This window comes from Carboxylicivirga linearis (assembly GCF_018271995.1).
Classification (GTDB): domain Bacteria; phylum Bacteroidota; class Bacteroidia; order Bacteroidales; family Marinilabiliaceae; genus Carboxylicivirga; species Carboxylicivirga linearis.
Genome location: NZ_JAGUCO010000006.1, coordinates 185,271 through 203,585, shown reverse-complemented (window position 1 = coordinate 203,585; position 18,315 = coordinate 185,271). Strand labels below are relative to the sequence as shown.

Below are 18,315 nucleotides of genomic sequence, written 5' to 3'. Positions count from 1 at the left end.
AGGTTGTAGTAATATTGCTTGTGTTGATATTATTAATCGTGAAGTAGTAGTTAATTCCTATTCAGGAAAATCATGTAATTCTCTTTTAATAATACGATTAGATCTTCTAATTGAAAAGAGACTAATTAAATGATACACTGTTAGTAGTTATTTCTTTTAAAAGAAAAAGATTAGTTGAAGAATAGAGGCTGACCAAATAGGTCAGCCTCTTTTTATTTTCATTTTATTCCGTTTTTTGTTTCTTCCAAAACCAGAAGCCAGCTCCTGCAATTAGTAAAAGTATTATTATTGAACTTATAGCTGCAACCCACTGACCAGTGTAGAATGATGTAGGTTCAAACCGGAATTCAATTGTATGTTGTCCTTCAGGAATCATTAAACCACGCAATACATAATTGGCTCTGAAATGATCCGTTTTCTTACCATCAATATATGCATTCCATCCTTTATCGTAATAAATATCACTGAAAACTGCTACTTGATTTTGAGGTGTATTTGACTCAAAAATTAACTTATTGGGAGCATAACTAACCAAATCAATACTACCTTGAATAGAATCGATTGAATAACCATTAATCTGCTCTTTAAATTGCTGATCAACTACTGCTGATTTATGAAGATTAACACCTCCAATGGCAGCTATTTCTTCATCGGCATCGGCTACCAGTTTAATGTTTTCCACAAACCATGCATTACCCATATATGCCGGATTAAATATTGGTGTAGCACCCGGGTTATAAATAACATATTTCGTATTCAGCATATTCAGAATTGGCATATTTTCCAATTCTATTTCTAAATCACCCAATGTTTGGGCATTTTGTAAGGATTGAATTAGAGTTTGCCAGTTATTGAAAATATATCTGTCATATAAATCTTGATAGCGTCGTAATTTAGCTCCATGGAAACCACCAACTGTTTTGTGCCAATAAGGCGTAAAACCGTCCTTAAATGGATCGCGATAGATTGGTAAAACCCGGTAGTATAAATCCTGATCTCTTAATATCGCTTCATCTGCTTTTGACTTGGCAAATTCTTCCTTGGCTTTTGTTTTAGTTTCAAAATTGTCGTTGTTTAGGTATCGTTTATCAACACCCCAAAGGTCGATAAATATAAGAATGGCAAAACCCCAGATAATATAGCGGGTAGCCAGTTTATTTTGTGAATAAAACCATAGCGATGCAGAACCAATCAGAATAAAGATAAACGAACGCCATGCATCTGAAGTCATCAGGTGTTGACGAGCTGTAATTAAATTATCTTGTAATAACTTATACATCATTGCTTGATCACCACCTTGTTGTATCTGTTGTGCAAATGATTGAGCTTCCTGTGGGCTAAGGAAATCGTAGATGCCCAAAGCACCCGGAGCAACTGCAAATAACAAACTAATACCGCCCGTTAAAGCAAATGCAATTAAAAACCATTTACTATCCTGTTTAATAAGTTCCGGCTTATCAATGATTGTTTTCAATCCAAGAAAACCCAATACCGGCATGGTAAAGGAAGCGATGACCAAGGCCATTTCAACCGTTCTGAACTTATTGTATAATGGGAAATTATAGAACATAAAATGGTTAAATCCTTCAAAATTCTTACCCCAGGCAAGTAATATTGATAACACAGTGGCGGCTATTAACCACCATTTTTCTTTGCCTTTATAGTAAAAAGCTCCAATAAAAAATAAGAAACAGACCAAAGCACCAATGTATACGGGACCACTGGTAAAAACACGTCCGCCCCAGTATTGACTTGATTGAGACACATATTCCTTTAAGCGATTATCTACCTCACTCATGGCGCCATCATTAGTCCCTATGGGTTCCGACGCTCCACCAACTATATTTGGTATTAAAAGCGTGAGTGTTTCTTTTTTGCCATAGCTCCAGCTGAATGCATAATCTATATCTAAGCCTGAGTGTTCCTTTTCACCTTCTTTAGCAGTTAGTTCAGAGGCTCCTCTAATGGATTCTTTACCATATTCGTAGGTCGTTATCAGGTTTGTAATATTAGGTAAAATGGCCAGAACTGCAGCCACAGCTAATATTGTTGATGTCTGCGTAAATGTTTTGATGGCTTTTTCCTTAATAGCATAGACCAGCTTTGCTATTATTATAATCAAAATCATTAAAGCCAGATAATAAGTTATTTGCACATGGTTGTAGGCAATTTCCATTCCTAATGCAATGGCGGTTATTAATCCTCCAATCCACTTATTTCGGTTATAAGCATATAAAACACCCGCTATTACAGGGGCCATCAGAGCAATGGCGTATGTTTTGGTTATGTGTCCGGCAATAATTATGATGAGGTTATAGGACCCAAAAGCAAAAGCAACAGCACCCACAACACTTAGCCATTTTTCAATTTTCAGGCTTAAGAGTAAAAGGTAAAAGCCCAGCATATATAAGAAAACAATAGCTATGGTAGTGTACGGTAAACCAAGATGTGTGATTTTATTGAAATACCAAAAGACATTTTTTGAAGCATCACCTTTTATTTGATAGGCTGGCATACCTCCAAACATGGAGTTAGTCCACATCGACTTTTCACCAGTTTGTTTCTCAAAATCAACCAACTCTTTTGCCATGGCCTTGGCATGCGAATTATCCAGCTGAGGTAACTTTTTTCCTTCCAGTACAGGAGTAAAATAGGCGGTACTAAGAATAATGAAGATTAAAACAGCTCCAATATAAGGTAGTAGGGCTTTTATTCTGTCAATCATGATTTTGTTTTTTATTTGACGTGAAAATACACATACTAATTGTAAACAAAAAGAGTATATACTTTTCAGTTATGATAAAATAAAACCCGCTAATTAAAATCAGCGGGTTGGTAATATGTTTTAAATGAAAGAGACTAAGAAATGGTGATTTACGCCATTTGCTTAAAAAGCTCTTTCATACTTACTTTTTTAGCAATAATGCCATGAAGTTCAGCTATTTTTACTCGTTCCTGTTCCATGGTATCGCGGTAACGAATAGTTACGGTATCATCTTCTAACGATTGGTGATCAACGGTTACGCAATACGGTGTACCAATGGCATCCTGACGACGGTAACGTTTACCAATACTGTCTTTTTCGTCGTACTGACAATTGAAATCGAATTTCAAATCATCAATAATAGCACGTGCTTTTTCAGGTAAACCATCTTTCTTTACCAATGGCATAACTGCTAATTTAACAGGAGCTAAAACAGGTGGTAGGTTCAATACTACGCGAGTTTCTTTCTTACCACCTTTGCCTTCTACTTCTTCTTCGTTGTACGCACCTGCCATAATACTAAGGAACATACGATCCACACCAATAGATGTCTCAATTACATATGGTACGTAACTCTTATTTAATTCAGGATCGAAATATTGAATTTTCTTACCTGAATATTCCTGATGCTGCGATAAATCAAAGTCGGTACGTGAGTGAATTCCTTCTACTTCTTTGAAACCGAATGGCATTTTAAACTCAACATCGGTAGCCGCATTGGCATAATGAGCCAATTTATCATGATCGTGGAAACGATATTTTTCATCACCCATACCCATGGCTTTATGCCATTTCATGCGAGCTTCTTTCCAATACTCGAACCATTTCATTTCTTCACCCGGACGAACAAAGAATTGCATCTCCATTTGTTCGAACTCGCGCATACGGAAAATGAACTGACGAGCAACAATCTCGTTACGGAAAGCTTTACCAATTTGGGCAATACCAAATGGTAACTTCATACGACCTGTTTTTTGAACGTTCAGGTAGTTTACGAAAATACCTTGAGCCGTTTCAGGACGCAAATATATTTTTTGAGCACCATCAGCTGTTGATCCCATTTCGGTTGAGAACATCAGGTTAAACTGACGAACATCAGTCCAGTTTTTAGTGCCCGAGATAGGACAGGCAATTTCGTAATCAATAATAATCTGACGAAGTTCTTCCAGATCATTATCGTTTAAAGCTTTTGCAAAACGGCCATGAACGGTATTGATTTTTTCCTGATTGGCCAATACGCGAGGATTGGTTTCCAAAAACTGTTTCTCATCAAACGAATCGCCAAAACGCTTTTTAGCTTTGGTAACTTCTTTGTTAATTTTCTCCTCAAACTTCTGGATTAAATCTTCGATTAAAACATCGGCACGATAACGTTTTTTACTGTCTTTGTTGTCAATCAACGGATCGTTAAAGGCATCCACATGGCCCGAAGCTTTCCAGGTGGTAGGGTGCATAAAAATAGCAGAGTCTAGTCCTACTACATTTTCGTGCAAAAGCACCATTGAATCCCACCAGTATTTTTTAATATTGTTCTTTAATTCTACACCGTTTTGGCCGTAATCGTAAACAGCGCCTAATCCATCATATACTTCACTGGATTGAAAAACAAATCCGTATTCTTTACAATGTGCAACCAGTTTCTTAAAAACGTCTTCTTGAGCCATATGTCTGTCTTGTGATTTTTATCAAAAATGCAAAAATAGTTCATTTTTGATTATCTGCGAACTTTCAGCTCAACTCTTTACGCTTGAAAGTAGGTAAGAAATCAAAGAATCTGAAAAATATTGGTCAAAAAATAAAGGATAGCTCTGTCTTTTATTTTGTTTTGGTTGTATATTATATACGAACAACCTGATCAAAAATCACTTTTTTTAATTTAAATATAGGGGAATGAAAAGAACATTTACTTTACTTTTTGTTGGATTGATGCTATGCTCAACTGTAGTGGCAAATCCTTTTACAAAAAAGAATCAGAAACAGAGCCGGGAGCAGATTAACAAGCTTAAAGCTGCCAAGGCAGAGTACCTACCTACAAGTGTTATAACAGATTATTGGAACGGAGCGGAATGGGCAGATCCATCTACCACAAACTTGCAATATTATGAGAATGGTTTGCTATGGATTTCGGAATCTCCGAATGAAAGAATGACTTATACCTATTATGAAAATGGGATGGTTAAGGATTATATTACGGAATGGTTTGATGGTTCCGATTGGAATTATCAGTCAAAGCAGTCGTATATGTATGACGAAATGGGTTATGAATCCCAATCTGTCTATTATAATTGGAATGGTGCCGATTGGGAAATTTCATATGGATACAAGTATGACATTGTTTATGATGAGTATGGAAATGTTAGTGAAGAAATAGGCTACTCCTACGATGCTGTTGAAGGTTGGGTTGAAGATTACGGTTATAAAGATGAATCGATTTATACTAATGGATTAATAACAGAGCAGATTTATTATCAAAGAGATAATGGTGCTTGGGTACCTGAAATGAAAAATGTTTGGATGTACGATGAACAGGATGTTTTAAACGGAGCATATGAATATGATTATAATGGCAGCAACTACGTGTTGAGTGGTCGTTATACAGATGTAAGTTGGTACATATGGGATTCAGAAAGTCATGTTGAAAATAGTTACATTTCATCCTATACATTTCAGGAGTATACTGGTCCAGTGTATCCAAACGAAGAACCAGATAATGATGCTAATTACATGAATTCCGAAAAAGTGGTTGCATCATACCCCGATGGTGATGGTGGAGGAACTCCTCCTACAACCATTGAAGTTTATCAGGTTTATGACGGCGGTTGGGTTAATGATTATCGGTGGACGTGGATTCAAATGTCAGATTCAGAAAGTGAAATGGATGAAAGTTGGAATGGAACCGAATGGCAAAAAGAATATTACAATATGGACTATTGGACCGATGCTTTAACTTATAATATTTATGAAAGTTATACAGATGGTGTATTAATAAGCGCATCTAAGAACTCTGAATTGTTTGATGGATCTGGTAACCAAACAGAATCGAAAAGCGAAACCCATAGCGGAGATGAAAACTGGATGCAAGTAGGTGGCGAAATGTGGGATTATGAGTACGAAGGTGCAACATCTAAAATATTAATTAAAATTCATTCAGATTGGAATGGTTCAATGTATGTAAATTATATGCGTGAACAATTTGAATATTCAGCTACTAATCTCGATTTATTAGTGAAAGAAGGAATAAAAATATATCCAACTGCATTTATGAATAACATTGCAGTACAATCTGAATATTCAGGTAAGATATTTATCTATAATTTAGGTGGAGCCAAGGTGCTGGAACAAATCATTGGGCCAGGTACCAATTCAATCAATACTGATGATTTTGAAAGAGGCCTGTATATTGTAAAAGTACAAACCATTAAAGGAGAGAATATTCAAAAAGTAATAAAACAATAAAGGCATGAAAGGCTGTCCACTTTGGATGGCCTTTTTTTATAATGTTTAAAGAAGAACTTATTAGCTTCATTCAAACATTTTAGCAAACAATTAGTACTCAACACTGTCTTTTGTCCAATAAAAGCATTATATTTTGATGTAATATGCTGGATATAATGAATTTATTAACTAAAGCGTTAAGCTATGAAAAGGCCATTCCCCCTATTACTGGCAATAGTCATAGTGACTACAACTTTTGCCCAAAAGCCACTTTCGAAAAAAAGTCATCATCAGTCTTCATCAAAAAGTATTATCCTTAAATCATATCTGGAAGATTATCTGCCTACTCATTGTACAACCGATTACTGGAATGGTGATGAGTGGATTGAACCGATAATAGCCAATCTTCAATATAACGAAGATGGATTGTTGTGGATCTCAGAGTCATCGAATGAAAGAAATACATATACCTACTATGATAACCTTACGCTAAAGGATAAAGTTAAAGAATCGTTTGATGGCAACAGTTGGTTTAAAGATTACAAATACTCATATATTTATGATGATTATGGAGTCCTTTCTCAAGTGTTAATTTATTATTGGATTTCTTCTGACTGGGAATTATCTGAAGGAACCTGGAATGAACGAATCTATGATGCCTTTGGTCAGGAGGTTGGGGTAATAAGCTATTATTACGATTATCCTGACGGATGGGTGGAGATTTACGGATATAAAACAGATTATAATTACGAAGACGGATTATTAACTGAACAAATATCGTATGACAGGTATGAAGGATCGTGGTTTGCGAGCTGGAAAAATACCTGGGAGTATGATGACGATAATTTAATTTGTGGAGGTTATGAATATTACCATAACGGAAGTAACTTCGATTTGGTTGGACGATATATTGATGTAAATTGGTATTTCTGGAATCAGGAGGGGCACGTACAAAGCAGCTATGTGGACTCGTATACCTATCAGGAATATACAGGGCCTGAATTTCCTCACGAAGAAGTGGATAATGATGCTTACTTTGTTGATGCCGAAAAACTTAGTGCTTCTTATCCCGATGGCGATGGGGAAGGAACTCCGCCTACCACAATAGAAACCTATCAAATATATAATGGTAACTGGGCCAACGACTTCCGATGGACCTGGTTACAGCTGTCTGATTATAATAGCGAGTTAGATGAAATATGGAGTCAGTCTTCCTGGTTGAAATATTATTATACAATTGATTTCAAAACTGATGAACTAGTGTATTCAATGACTGAATCCTATAGAAATGGTGTTTTATCTAAAGCATCAAAAGATTCAGAAATCTATGATGAATTTGGAAATCAAACGGAAGTCAAAAATGAAACCAGAAGTGGAGATGAAGATTGGAAACAGCAAACAGGTGAGAAATGGATTTTTATGTATGAAGAAGCCACATCTAAGGTACTGACTAAAGTGTATCAAAAATGGGATGTTGAGTCCACAGAGTATTTGAACACTAAGCGTGAACAATTTAATTATGAGGCTACCTTAGTCAATAATTCATTCCTATCTGAAATAAAAGTGTTTCCTACCGTTTTTAACCAGTATTTTGAAATACACTCAACACTTTGTGGAACCTTATGTATTTATAATTTAAGTGGAAGTTTGATACATGAACAAAGAGTAAATGCAGGTATCAATACAATAAGGACGGATGATTTTAAAAATGGCCTTTATTTAATTAAAATCAATACTGATGAGGAAAATCTGGTACTAAAATTAATAAAGCAGTAAATAAAGGCAGCGCAATGGCTGCCTTTATTGTTTATGCTAAAAGTATAATCCAGATTAATGCAGAGGTTAACAGGATAAAAAGTATCACCGATTTACAATGATTCATTTTAGTCCTAAACATCATGTTTTTATAGCCACAGTCAAAATCTTTCTCCTTTGAATGTTTCACTTTTGGTTAAGTTTTTAGGTTGATTATATTATTCTCCGGCAGCAACCACTTCAACCCATTTACCGGGTTGGCGAGCTGCCACTGTATTATCATACATTGCCTGACAACTTACTGCCGGCAAATAGTATTTTCCTTTGTATCCTGCATTTAAAATGATAACAAACTTTTTTGAATATCCTTTCATCAGGTTGAAATATGAATAAACCCTGTCGTCGCGGTAATCCCTGTAATCAGGAGTATTAGCCTCATATGCACTTTTGATATCTTCCATTCGGGTATTTCTGATTTCCCAACCTGATGGAAATATTTGAGTTAAAGCTAAGTTCTCGATATTACCTTTAGTTCCAGGATTTTTTATAGATACCTCGGCAATAAAGTCGCTGCCTTGTTCCAATCGAGTAACATCAATAACATTGCCCGCGAGGTCTTTATAAACAACCTTCATATGAAGGTTAGACGACAAAGCAGTGCTATCTCCTGTGGCTGGAATACCATCCATTATTACACGGGCAAATAAAACTCCTTCTGACTTATTGGTGATGGTCAACGATCCACTGGTACGGGCAGTATTTAAAGCTGATTGATAGATAGAAAGTTGAGATTCAACTTTTGCACCTTTTTGATCAGCTCCTTCCCATTCAAAACGGATGCCTTTACTAACTCCTGATGTTCCGGCATACTTACTAATGGCTAAAAGTGAATAAGCCGTTGTTTGAGTACTCATCCACTGTTGGCTCGATAAGCTTTTTGATAATTGTAATACCAAGTCACCTGCATCCGATTTTCGATCCAGTAATACAAGCGTTTCAATAATCATGGCAATATCTCGCTCGGTTGAACCATAACTGTAATTACGATCATACTCTGTAAAGTCGTCCATCGATGCATTATTAACCAATTCGTTGGCTACATTTTTATGACCAGCTAAAGCATAGGCAGCAGCTAATCGCCAGCGGGCCTGCAAGCTCAGGTAACTTAGGTTTCGCATTCGGTTCATCGCACTCAATTCTGGTTCACCAGCTAATGCTAAGGTATATAAACGATAGGCCTGAGCCAGATCACGTCCTCGATATAATTTATTGTAGCTCCACTGACGAGCTTGAGAGCGTTGATACTTGATCCATTTGTTCTTAAAACCAACCGGAAGCTGATATCCTTTCTTTTCAGCTTCCAATAAGAAATGTCCGGCATAAGTAGTTCCCCAATCACTCGATGAAGTGCTGCCAGGCCAGTAACTTAATCCTCCATCAGGTTTGATAAAACCGGCCAAACGATTAATGCCACCTCTAATATTGCGAGCAGTGGTTTCTTCAAAATCATCACCGCTATCAATCAAATCACTTAAAAATAGCTGAGGGAATGCTCCTGAAGTGGTTTGTTCAACACATCCGTGAGGGTATGAAATCAAGTATTTCAAGCGTCGACCAAAATCAATTGGAGGAATAGAAGAAATCTCCAGCGAAGCATGGTTAGTGCCTTCAATACCCGGAAGTGTATATTCCAATTTTCCTGACTTACCTTTTTCAATTTGAATATTTGAAACGGTTGTAATTCGTGGATTTGGATTACGAACCTCCAGTTCAATTTCATCCTCTGCTTCTTCACCGGCAGCACTGGCCATAACTTTTACTTTGCCAATGCCTATCGTCGGTTTCACTTTCACTTTAAAAACAACCACCTGTTCGCCTGTTTGATTAAAACTGATGGTTTGAGTATTATCACCCAAAACAGTCATTAAATCGTTAGATTCTACCTTTACCTTCACATTTTTGATGTTTTCTTTCATAGCGAAAACAGTCACCGGCAAATCTACTTCTTCGTCAGGTCCTAACACACGAGGCAAAGTTGCCAATACCATCAATGGGTTTCTGACGGGAGTTGTTTTATCAGTGTTTCCATAAGCGTTTTCCGATGAGGCAATCACCATGGTGCGAACCGATCCAATGTAACGGGGCATGGTAAAAGTATGTTCATCTGTGTTGCCGGCCCTTAAAGTATATGGACCAAAGAACTTAACCACCGGCTTAAAACGGTTGGCTTTATTTCCACCTTTTTTGGCAGCCATATCGTCATCACCTCCAAGGCTGAACATTTGCTCAATTTTTCCACCATAAGCACCAATCACCTGATCGTATAAATCCCATGTTTTTACACCCAATGCTTCTTTGGCAAAGAAATAATCCCATGGGCGAGGTGTTTTAAATCGGGTCAGATCCAGTAAGCCGTCTTCAACCATGGCCAAAGTATAGCTCATAGCTTGTCCGTCTTTTTCGCTTACCTTGATGGTAACATCCTGTTCCGGACGTAATTCATCAGGCATATCAATAACAGGATTTAAATGTGTTTTAGGATCTTCAGCCATTAATGGAATTACACCGTATAAACGAATAGGAAGGTTGTTGACCGATTGTGCATGAGGCTGAAGTAATGTTACCGAAACATATACATTCGGAGTCATTTCTTCGGTAATATCAAAGCTAAAAGATGTGCTCTTTTCTTCGGATGTTACCCACCAACTGTTCATCACCGAATTACCATTTTCAATGCAAACTAAGGCTCGTCCGGCTGCAGATGAAGGAAATGTAATGGTTGCTTTCTCGCCTACATTGTATTTTTCTTTATCAGAAGAGAAGCTTAACATTGATGCGGATGATGCATCTTTATCCTGACGTTTACCTGCCCATCCCGGCCAATCAACATAAACCGTTTTTCCGGTTGCATGCCCGTTATTATTATCAATCACCCGGATGAGGTAACGGCCCCATTCAGGGTACTTGATTTTAAATTTAAACTGACCTTCACCATTTACTGTGCTTACTTTGCCACTGGTGATAATATTTTGATGACGTGTACCAACGTATTTTGCAAGGTTATCCTGAGATGATTCCCACCACCAGCGCCAACTTACTTTATATACATAGTATGAAAGATTTTTTACACTGACCGGGTTGCCATCAGCATCCAGTGTGGCCACATTAACAATATGAGCGGTATCAGTTAAAAGCATGCCTCGTTTATCTCCTTTGGGTGTTTTGATGCCCACAAAAACGGGGTAGGGCGCATACGGTACGGTGAATCGATCCACACTAAAATCTCCACTTTTTTCAAAAACTCTGGTTAGGAAAGAAGCCTTTAACATACCCGGAGCTGCATCTTCAACATCAATGGTAGCATTAATATTAGCTTTACCGTTGGCATCTAAATTGTCATCAAACACGGTATATTCTTCTGAGTTAAAGTTGCGTGCCGGATCATCAAATACATAATCTCTGTAAGTATCAAATTGTGTTCGTGTTTGATTTAAGGTAACCGCAACATCAGCCTTTAAATTGCGAGCCACAGCGCCATGCAGCCAGTTTACTTCCATGTCGGTGTTCATGGCTTCACCCGGATTTAATTTATCAGAGCCAAAATCAAGCTTGATCTTTAGTCGGTTGGGTTTTACGGTTTCTACTCTCAAACCTTTTTCAAATATGCTTCCGCCCACCTTTACTCTTGCTGTCCAGTATCCGGTAGGAGCATCGGTATCCGTTTTAGTGCTAAAAGAGAATAAAGTCTGGTTTTGCAGACTACTAACCTGCTTATTGATTATTTGTCCGTGAGGATTCAATAATTCAAAAACAATTGGATGTTCAACAGGCAAGGCTTCACCCTTATTTTGCAAGATAAATGAAACAAACAAAGTATCACCGGGTCGCCAAACACCACGTTCGCCATAGATAAAACCTTTCATTCCTTTTTGCGTGTGTTGCCCGTTGATATTGAAACGACTGTACGAAAGAGTGTTACCCTCCACTAACTTAAGGTAACCACGCTGTTCGTTGCTTTTAACAATAACAAGGAAAGGACGGTTTTCAATAGGGATACGAGCCAATCCATTGGCATCAGTTTTAATTTGTCCCATTACCTGACTTTGGTAATTTAAAATTTCAACATCGGCATTGGCAATAGGTTGGGCTGTTCTTAAATCACTAACAGCTATAACAATTTCTTTACTGTTTCCTTTTTTTGCAATTATACCTATGTTAGAAGCCAGAATATTTTTACCAACTACTTTATTGCTGAAGTATGAGTCGGAGCACGGATCTTCTCGTTCGCGCCAGTTATAGGGTTCGTAATTATCCCAATAAGTACTGTAATAACTATCAGGGCGATCCCAATAAGCCATGTCAGCTTCTGTTATTTCGTTCTCTTCGTCAGTTATTTCTGTTTCTGCATTGTTTTCACCATCACCGCAGGGATAAAAACTATGCTTCTTCTTCATTTTAAGCTCCACGCGATAAATAGCACCTGGTTCGGCTTGTATCAGATCGGTTAGATTAAGAGAAAATACATTCCATTCGGCCAGATTTAATGAAGGGTCTTTGTCTAATTGTACGGTCTTTTTCAGTACCAAACGACCGGCACGACGAAGTTGATTACTTCCATCTAAATCGTTCACTTGCAGAAAATGCGCCACATTCGATTCAAATATTTTAATGATACGCACTTCGACAGCTTTTAGACTAACTGCCTTAAATGGAAAAATCAAACCATCGGAATTTGGAAGGATGCTTCCGCGACCAATTAAACTAATAGCAGGTTTTGGGGTCTCAAACAATAGCTCGTATCTCGATTCTTCATTTAGCGGGTAGGATAGACTGTTTTTGATACCGGTATGTACAATCACTTCTTTCTTTCCCGATAATCGATATGGTGGATATACTTTCAGGCGGTTATTGTCAATTTCGTATTTTAAATCAGCTACCTTACCAAGGCTTACCATTCCGGTTATGTTTTGCCTGGCATCCAATGGATCGGAAAAGGTAACCACAATATGCTGTTCAGGGTGCATCATCACTTTGGTTGATACCACTTTAAAATCGTTCAGTGATGGAATATCTATTTCCTCTTTCGATTTTTTATCAACCCCAATAGGTGATCCGTCCAGGTGCAGAACCAACAAGCCAGCCTGCTTTTTGCGAATTACCTCCTTAATTATAAATTGATGATTGTTTTCACTTGCAATATGAGTCCATTCAATGGGTAACTCTTTACCGTCTTGTGTTGCTTTTACAAGCCTTTCTATATCATTGTTATTGGCATTATCAGCCAAAGATATTTTTCCTTTATAGGTGTTTTCTTCCAGTTTATCAGCACTTACAGGTTCCAGTCCTGTTGAAACAAAACGATAATTTTGAGTGATGGTGGCAAAGCTAAACTTAAACATCTCTTTTTCATCTTCAAACAATTTAGGAAGGTTTACTTCCACCTGATACTCAGTGCTGGAAGGAAGTCGGTTATCAGGCACAAATTGTAACGTATATGCATCTAACCATTCTGTCTTACCTTTTATTGAAGGCTTAAAACTGACGAGCTTTGAATCGGCTTGCTGACCCGGTTCAACCCCTGTAATTTTATTTGCAAACTGAACCTGTATTAGCCCTTCGTTAGAGATTATTCCAGAGGTAAAGGCGCTTACCTTTTCATTGTAAACAACCTCTTTAACAGTGCTTTTTTCTTGTTTCGATTGACAGGAATAGGTGGTGGCGATCGTAATTAAAACGATTAGAAAACCCCAAATGGATTGTTTGAACATTATGGTATTTAGTTTAAATTTTATTCTAAAATAATAATTATCAGCAACAATCACCTCCTGAAGCTTAAAATTAAGATTAATAAAATAACACAGTTGCATGAAATTCAGTTGAGTTAAAGTTCGTTAAAAACCTAAAAGATCGCACGCGACATAAAATTAACGTGTATATTTGTGTCGCAAACGATATAAAAAGAAATTTAAATAAGACTTATGAAAACGATTTATCAAACAACAGCAGAAGTAAGCGGTGGAAGAAACGGAAAAGTAAAAAGTAACGATGGTATTTTGGATTTAGAAGTCCGCTTACCCAAAGCGATGGGTGGAGCCAATGATGATTTTACCAATCCAGAACAATTATTTGCAGCCGGATATGCTGCTTGTTTCGACAATGCCTTAATATATGTAGCTCATCAGCAAAAAATTAGAATTAAGTCAAAACTGGAGGTGACTGTTGCTTTGCAGATGTCAGAAACAGAAGGATACAATTTATGTGTTCAGATTGAAGCTGATATACAAGGAACAGATGCAGAAACAGCCCAGAAATTGCTTGAGCAGGCACATGCTACTTGCCCTTATTCAAAGGCAATAAAAGGTAATGTTGTGGTGGAACTAAAGTTGAAGTAAAAATTAACAAATAACCATAGAAATGAAAACGAACATACTTAACTCACCTTGCAGTAAAACTAACATTTGGCAAAGCATTTTTAGAATTCTACTTGGGTCGTTTATGGTTTATGCCGGAACAGGTCACCTGCTATGGTTACGTACCGAATTTGTGGCGCAAGTTCCAACCTGGCTTGCGTTTGATACTGATTTTGTGGTATTGGCATCCGGTGTGGTGGAAATATTGCTTGGACTATCAATGATTTTCTCCGGAAAATACAAAGTGATAGCAGGCTTGGCTTTGGCAATTTTTTACGTGTTAATATTCCCAGGTAATATTTCTCAATATATCAATCAGGTTGATGCCTTTGGGTTAGATACCGACAGAGCACGGTTTATTCGATTATTTTTTCAGCCTGTTTTAATTATTTGGGCTTTGTGGTCAACCGGAGTGTTCTGTGTAATGTTTAATAAAAACAGGCAGTAGTTATAGTAAAGTATAATAATGGCAATTAGTACGAGGTTAACAGCTAGCAACTAAAAAAATAAAGAAATGAATCAGTTTTATCAGTTTGAAGCGAAGAGTTTGCAAGGCAAGCCAGTTTCAATGGAAGAGTTTAAAGGAAAAACAGTATTGGTGGTTAATACAGCCAGTAAATGTGGATTAACACCTCAGTTTGAGGGATTAGAGAGTATGTATAAAAAGTATCAGGATAGAGGTTTGGTTATATTAGGTTTTCCATGTAATCAGTTTGCTAATCAAGAGCCGGGCGATGAGAAATCAATCTCAGAAGGATGCATGATAAACTATGGGGTTACCTTTCCAATGTTTTCAAAGATTGATGTTAACGGAGATGATGCACACCCATTGTACAAATACCTGAAAAGTGAATTAAAAGGCACATTAGGTAATAAGATAAAATGGAACTTTACCAAGTTTTTGGTTGATAAAGACGGCAACCCTGTTAAGCGTTTTGCACCAACTACTAAACCGGAAAAGATTGAGAAGTATTTGGAAAATATTCTTAATTAATAGAAACAATTAAGTCAGGAGGCTGTTATTTTTTGCAACTTTGTATTTAGTCTCCTGTTCTTGAATTATGAGTTACGATCAATTAAAGTTAGAAAATCAGCTTTGTTTTCCGGTTTACGCCGCGTCTCGGTTAATTACCAGAGAATATCAACCTTATTTAGATGCCTTGGAAATTACTTATCCGCAGTATCTGGTATTGATGATCTTGTGGGAAAGTGATGGGCAACCGGTAAATGATATTGCTAAGAAGTTGATTTTAAATACTAATACCATCACTCCTTTGATAAAACGAATGGAGAAACAAGGCCTGGTTACTAAACAACGGTCGGAACAAGACGAGCGAAAAGTAATTGTAGAGCTTACCGAAAAAGGAGAGGAGCTAAAGGAAAGAGCAGTTCTTATTCCCGAACGATTAGCCAATCATCTTTTAGAAGGACCGATGAGTGTTGAAGAATTAATTCGACTGAAAGAGGATTTGGGAAAAATTATTGATCATCTGTCCGGTAAATAAAGCAAGCTATGATATTATATTAGTTAGGAATTTTATTGAAGGAATAGTATTTTCATCAATGCGAATAACTAACTGATATGACAAAGAAACTTCTATTTATCATTGCTTCTATTCTACTTTATTGGGTGCTTGTTAATTATATACCTTACGGAGCATTAGTAGTTTATCCTATTACTTTATTGGTTACTATTTTTCACGAAACCGGTCATGCTTTATTTGCTCTGATTACCGGAGGTAGCGTACACGGTATTCAGATTAACAATAATGGGTCGGGCTATGCTATGGTCGCTGGTGGTTTGTCTTTGCTGGTCATTCCAGGAGGATACATCGGAAGTGCCATTTGGGGAAATTTATTATTATTTGTGGCTTTATACAAAGAAAAATATATCATATGGATTTTGTATTTGATAATGCTTGTCTTGATATTCAGTGGTATTGTTTGGTTTAACTCCCTTGGATCAACCATATTATTAATTGTATTTGCCGGACTATTCTACTGGCTTTCGAAGGCTAAGAAAAGTGTTCAGGTATATTCATTATTAGCTATTGGAGCCACCACTTTGTTTTATATTATTCTCGATTTTAACGGTGGTCCTTCATCCGATTTGGCTCATTTTACTTCATTGCTCCCCATTTTACCTCAGTTGGGCTGGGCCATTATATGGTTGGCTGTGGTATCGTACATTACTTACTTAAATATAAGACGAAGCTGGAAGTAGATATCAAGGATTATTGATAAGCTGCACATCTATTGTTAAAGCTCCATAATACTAGCAGAAGCAACTATTTACATCACCTTGCATAATTTGTATTTTTGTAGAAGAGATTGTGTTTTTTATGCATGACATTGTAGTGATAATGTTTGAATGATTGTTCTTTGGTATCAATGGTATTATATTAGTGATGATACCCGTTTTAACAGATGTTTCATCTTAAAAATAGTAATCATGGTAGCATTTTATATTTTTACAGGAGTCGTTTTATTTGGAATACTATTTGCTTTCTTCTACTTGAGAAATCAAGATCATAGATCTCATAGACACCATTGAGATATTATTGTTTATAAGTGTACAATGGTTGAAAGAAAGAGCTAGTGTAATTTGAGGTAAATAGTTGCTGAGCATTTACATGGATATCCACATGCCGGACAATGATAACTTTTTATAATACTGTCGGATGTCCAGTAGTTAGGTATGGTTTTTTGCCACCTAAATCCATTCTTAATCATTAAATTAATATTAGATTCCTTATCTGGATTATTCCAAAGGGAGGTAAAAATAGCTGTTGCGTTATTCTGGAATATTCCATTAATGGTATCCTCAAGCAGTGCATTCCCAAGTCCTTGCTTTTGGAATCTGTATTTTACTGCAATAGTTTTCAAAACACCTACTTTGTCATTGGGTGCGAATTGATTTTCGGATAGTTCCCAAGCTATATTGATTTCTTTGAAAGAAGTTATATATGAATAGCAAAATCCAACCAGAACCTCTTTGTGGATGATTACTCGTATTTGGTTTGATTCTGAAAAAAGATTATTGTTGAAGGTGTTGAAATAACCGGTTCCAAGCTCGGTATCAGAAATTTGTTGAATTAGAGGTAAGTCATCTGGATTTCCATCACGAATAAAGCTATCAAACATTTTATTTTTTTATTCTTTCGAATAAAAGTAAAAAAATCTCCGGTATTAGCCGGAGATCTCTAAGAGTAATACATTTACTTCATCTTATATTTACCAACGCCCGATCCGTTGGGATTGTTGTAATCTTCGGGCATAGCCATTGGTACATATGGGTTGTTACCATTATTAATAACCTGAATGATCATTAAGTCGGGCCAATAATAGGATTCTTTTCCTACTTCTTTACCATCCTGATTATACCAGTAGCCATTTATTAATTCATAACTACTGTTGCGGGCAACCAATTTTCTTATTTGTGTCCAGTTTTGATCTTTTGATTTCATCTTGTAATGAAACACAATCCAGGCATCAGAATCTACCCATGATTCGGGGTATACACCATCCTTACCCAATAAGTAGGTGTTCCATTTCATTTTCATCTTGCAATCAAGCAAACCGGCTGGCATCATATAGTTAAAGTAATCGTACTCCGCAATTACTTTTTCCCAAAACTCAGGTCCTTCACCATTGTAAACCATTGTTTTATAATGTTCCATTCCTGCAAAGGCAGGATCGCCAAATAGGGCGTTGATCAGATACCCATCAAACAATTGTGCCTGGTAGTTAAATCCCCATTCATCAAAACCGGTAAGAGGAGTATGATCTGATTTTAATTCAGCCTGATCGGGTTTGGGTTCGAATGAATTGTACTTTTCACATGAGAAGAATAGCATTAAAAGCACAAAAATAGCAGCGAAATAATTAAATTTTTTCATAACGTTTTGATTTAAAGTATTAATCAAAATTCGTCAGAATGGTGTTTCTCAA

Annotated in this window: 12 protein-coding genes; 7 read left to right on the top strand and 5 right to left on the bottom strand. The window is 36.8% G+C overall.

The genetic code is table 11. From position 1 onward, the window contains the following. Positions 1 to 223: 223 nt before the first annotated feature. Positions 224 to 2,725 carry a YfhO family protein gene (locus tag KEM10_RS10945; protein WP_212216038.1) on the bottom strand — a complete coding sequence of 834 codons (2,502 nt, stop codon included), beginning with the start codon at positions 2,723 to 2,725 and terminating at the stop codon, positions 224 to 226. 149 nt (positions 2,726 to 2,874) lie between these two features. Then, the gene (locus tag KEM10_RS10940) at positions 2,875 to 4,428 is read right to left on the bottom strand and encodes a glycine--tRNA ligase (RefSeq protein ID WP_212216037.1); all 1,554 of its coding nucleotides are present in this window, start codon (positions 4,426 to 4,428) and stop codon (positions 2,875 to 2,877) included. Positions 4,429 to 4,654: 226 nt separating this feature from the next. On the opposite strand from KEM10_RS10940, the gene KEM10_RS10935 reads away from it, so the two are divergent. Next, positions 4,655 to 6,220 carry a T9SS type A sorting domain-containing protein gene (locus KEM10_RS10935; RefSeq protein ID WP_212216036.1) on the top strand — a complete coding sequence of 522 codons (1,566 nt, stop codon included), beginning with the start codon at positions 4,655 to 4,657 and terminating at the stop codon, positions 6,218 to 6,220. Positions 6,221 to 6,403: 183 nt separating this feature from the next. Beyond that, the gene (locus KEM10_RS10930; protein ID WP_212216035.1) at positions 6,404 to 7,975 is read left to right on the top strand and encodes a T9SS type A sorting domain-containing protein; all 1,572 of its coding nucleotides are present in this window, start codon (positions 6,404 to 6,406) and stop codon (positions 7,973 to 7,975) included. Positions 7,976 to 8,172: 197 nt separating this feature from the next. Here the strand turns inward: KEM10_RS10930 and KEM10_RS10925 are convergent, their stop codons facing one another. Further along, positions 8,173 to 13,821 (bottom strand): alpha-2-macroglobulin family protein, encoded by a 5,649-nt coding sequence (locus tag KEM10_RS10925; RefSeq protein ID WP_212216034.1) that lies wholly within the window; start codon positions 13,819 to 13,821, stop codon positions 8,173 to 8,175. Between the two features lie 111 nt (positions 13,822 to 13,932). On the opposite strand from KEM10_RS10925, the gene KEM10_RS10920 reads away from it, so the two are divergent. The 5 genes from KEM10_RS10920 to KEM10_RS10900 all read left to right on the top strand — a co-directional run bounded on the left by KEM10_RS10920 (position 13,933) and on the right by KEM10_RS10900 (position 16,588). After that, positions 13,933 to 14,346, top strand: coding sequence for an organic hydroperoxide resistance protein (locus tag KEM10_RS10920; RefSeq protein ID WP_212216033.1), 414 nt, complete (start codon positions 13,933 to 13,935; stop codon positions 14,344 to 14,346). Between the two features lie 22 nt (positions 14,347 to 14,368). Further along, positions 14,369 to 14,812: a DoxX family protein gene (locus tag KEM10_RS10915; RefSeq protein WP_212216032.1), complete on the top strand. Its 444-nt coding sequence runs from the start codon at positions 14,369 to 14,371 to the stop codon at positions 14,810 to 14,812. A 66-nt stretch (positions 14,813 to 14,878) separates the two neighbouring features. Continuing rightward, complete coding sequence (locus KEM10_RS10910; RefSeq protein WP_212216031.1) at positions 14,879 to 15,358, top strand: glutathione peroxidase; 480 nt, start codon at positions 14,879 to 14,881, stop codon at positions 15,356 to 15,358. 67 nt (positions 15,359 to 15,425) lie between these two features. Next, positions 15,426 to 15,869: a MarR family winged helix-turn-helix transcriptional regulator gene (locus KEM10_RS10905; protein WP_212216030.1), complete on the top strand. Its 444-nt coding sequence runs from the start codon at positions 15,426 to 15,428 to the stop codon at positions 15,867 to 15,869. Between the two features lie 77 nt (positions 15,870 to 15,946). After that, a complete protein-coding gene (locus tag KEM10_RS10900; RefSeq protein ID WP_212216029.1) occupies positions 15,947 to 16,588 on the top strand; it encodes a M50 family metallopeptidase in 642 nt (213 codons plus the stop codon). A 371-nt stretch (positions 16,589 to 16,959) separates the two neighbouring features. On the opposite strand, the gene KEM10_RS10895 is transcribed toward KEM10_RS10900, so the two are convergent. After that, positions 16,960 to 17,508, bottom strand: coding sequence for a GNAT family N-acetyltransferase (locus tag KEM10_RS10895; RefSeq protein WP_212216028.1), 549 nt, complete (start codon positions 17,506 to 17,508; stop codon positions 16,960 to 16,962). Between the two features lie 74 nt (positions 17,509 to 17,582). Continuing rightward, positions 17,583 to 18,263: a hypothetical protein gene (locus KEM10_RS10890; protein ID WP_212216027.1), complete on the bottom strand. Its 681-nt coding sequence runs from the start codon at positions 18,261 to 18,263 to the stop codon at positions 17,583 to 17,585. Positions 18,264 to 18,315: the final 52 nt, after the last annotated feature.

Bases quoted from the DNA above. Each gene is read 5' to 3' on its own strand.
- KEM10_RS10945 (WP_212216038.1), bottom strand. From the start codon at position 2,725: ATGATTGACAGAATAAAAGCCCTACTACCTTATATTGGAGCTGTTTTA.
- KEM10_RS10940 (WP_212216037.1), bottom strand. From the start codon at position 4,428: ATGGCTCAAGAAGACGTTTTTAAGAAACTGGTTGCACATTGTAAAGAA.
- KEM10_RS10935 (WP_212216036.1), top strand. From the start codon at position 4,655: ATGAAAAGAACATTTACTTTACTTTTTGTTGGATTGATGCTATGCTCA.
- KEM10_RS10930 (WP_212216035.1), top strand. From the start codon at position 6,404: ATGAAAAGGCCATTCCCCCTATTACTGGCAATAGTCATAGTGACTACA.
- KEM10_RS10925 (WP_212216034.1), bottom strand. From the start codon at position 13,821: ATGCAACTGTGTTATTTTATTAATCTTAATTTTAAGCTTCAGGAGGTG.
- KEM10_RS10920 (WP_212216033.1), top strand. From the start codon at position 13,933: ATGAAAACGATTTATCAAACAACAGCAGAAGTAAGCGGTGGAAGAAAC.
- KEM10_RS10915 (WP_212216032.1), top strand. From the start codon at position 14,369: ATGAAAACGAACATACTTAACTCACCTTGCAGTAAAACTAACATTTGG.
- KEM10_RS10910 (WP_212216031.1), top strand. From the start codon at position 14,879: ATGAATCAGTTTTATCAGTTTGAAGCGAAGAGTTTGCAAGGCAAGCCA.
- KEM10_RS10905 (WP_212216030.1), top strand. From the start codon at position 15,426: ATGAGTTACGATCAATTAAAGTTAGAAAATCAGCTTTGTTTTCCGGTT.
- KEM10_RS10900 (WP_212216029.1), top strand. From the start codon at position 15,947: ATGACAAAGAAACTTCTATTTATCATTGCTTCTATTCTACTTTATTGG.
- KEM10_RS10895 (WP_212216028.1), bottom strand. From the start codon at position 17,508: ATGTTTGATAGCTTTATTCGTGATGGAAATCCAGATGACTTACCTCTA.
- KEM10_RS10890 (WP_212216027.1), bottom strand. From the start codon at position 18,263: ATGAAAAAATTTAATTATTTCGCTGCTATTTTTGTGCTTTTAATGCTA.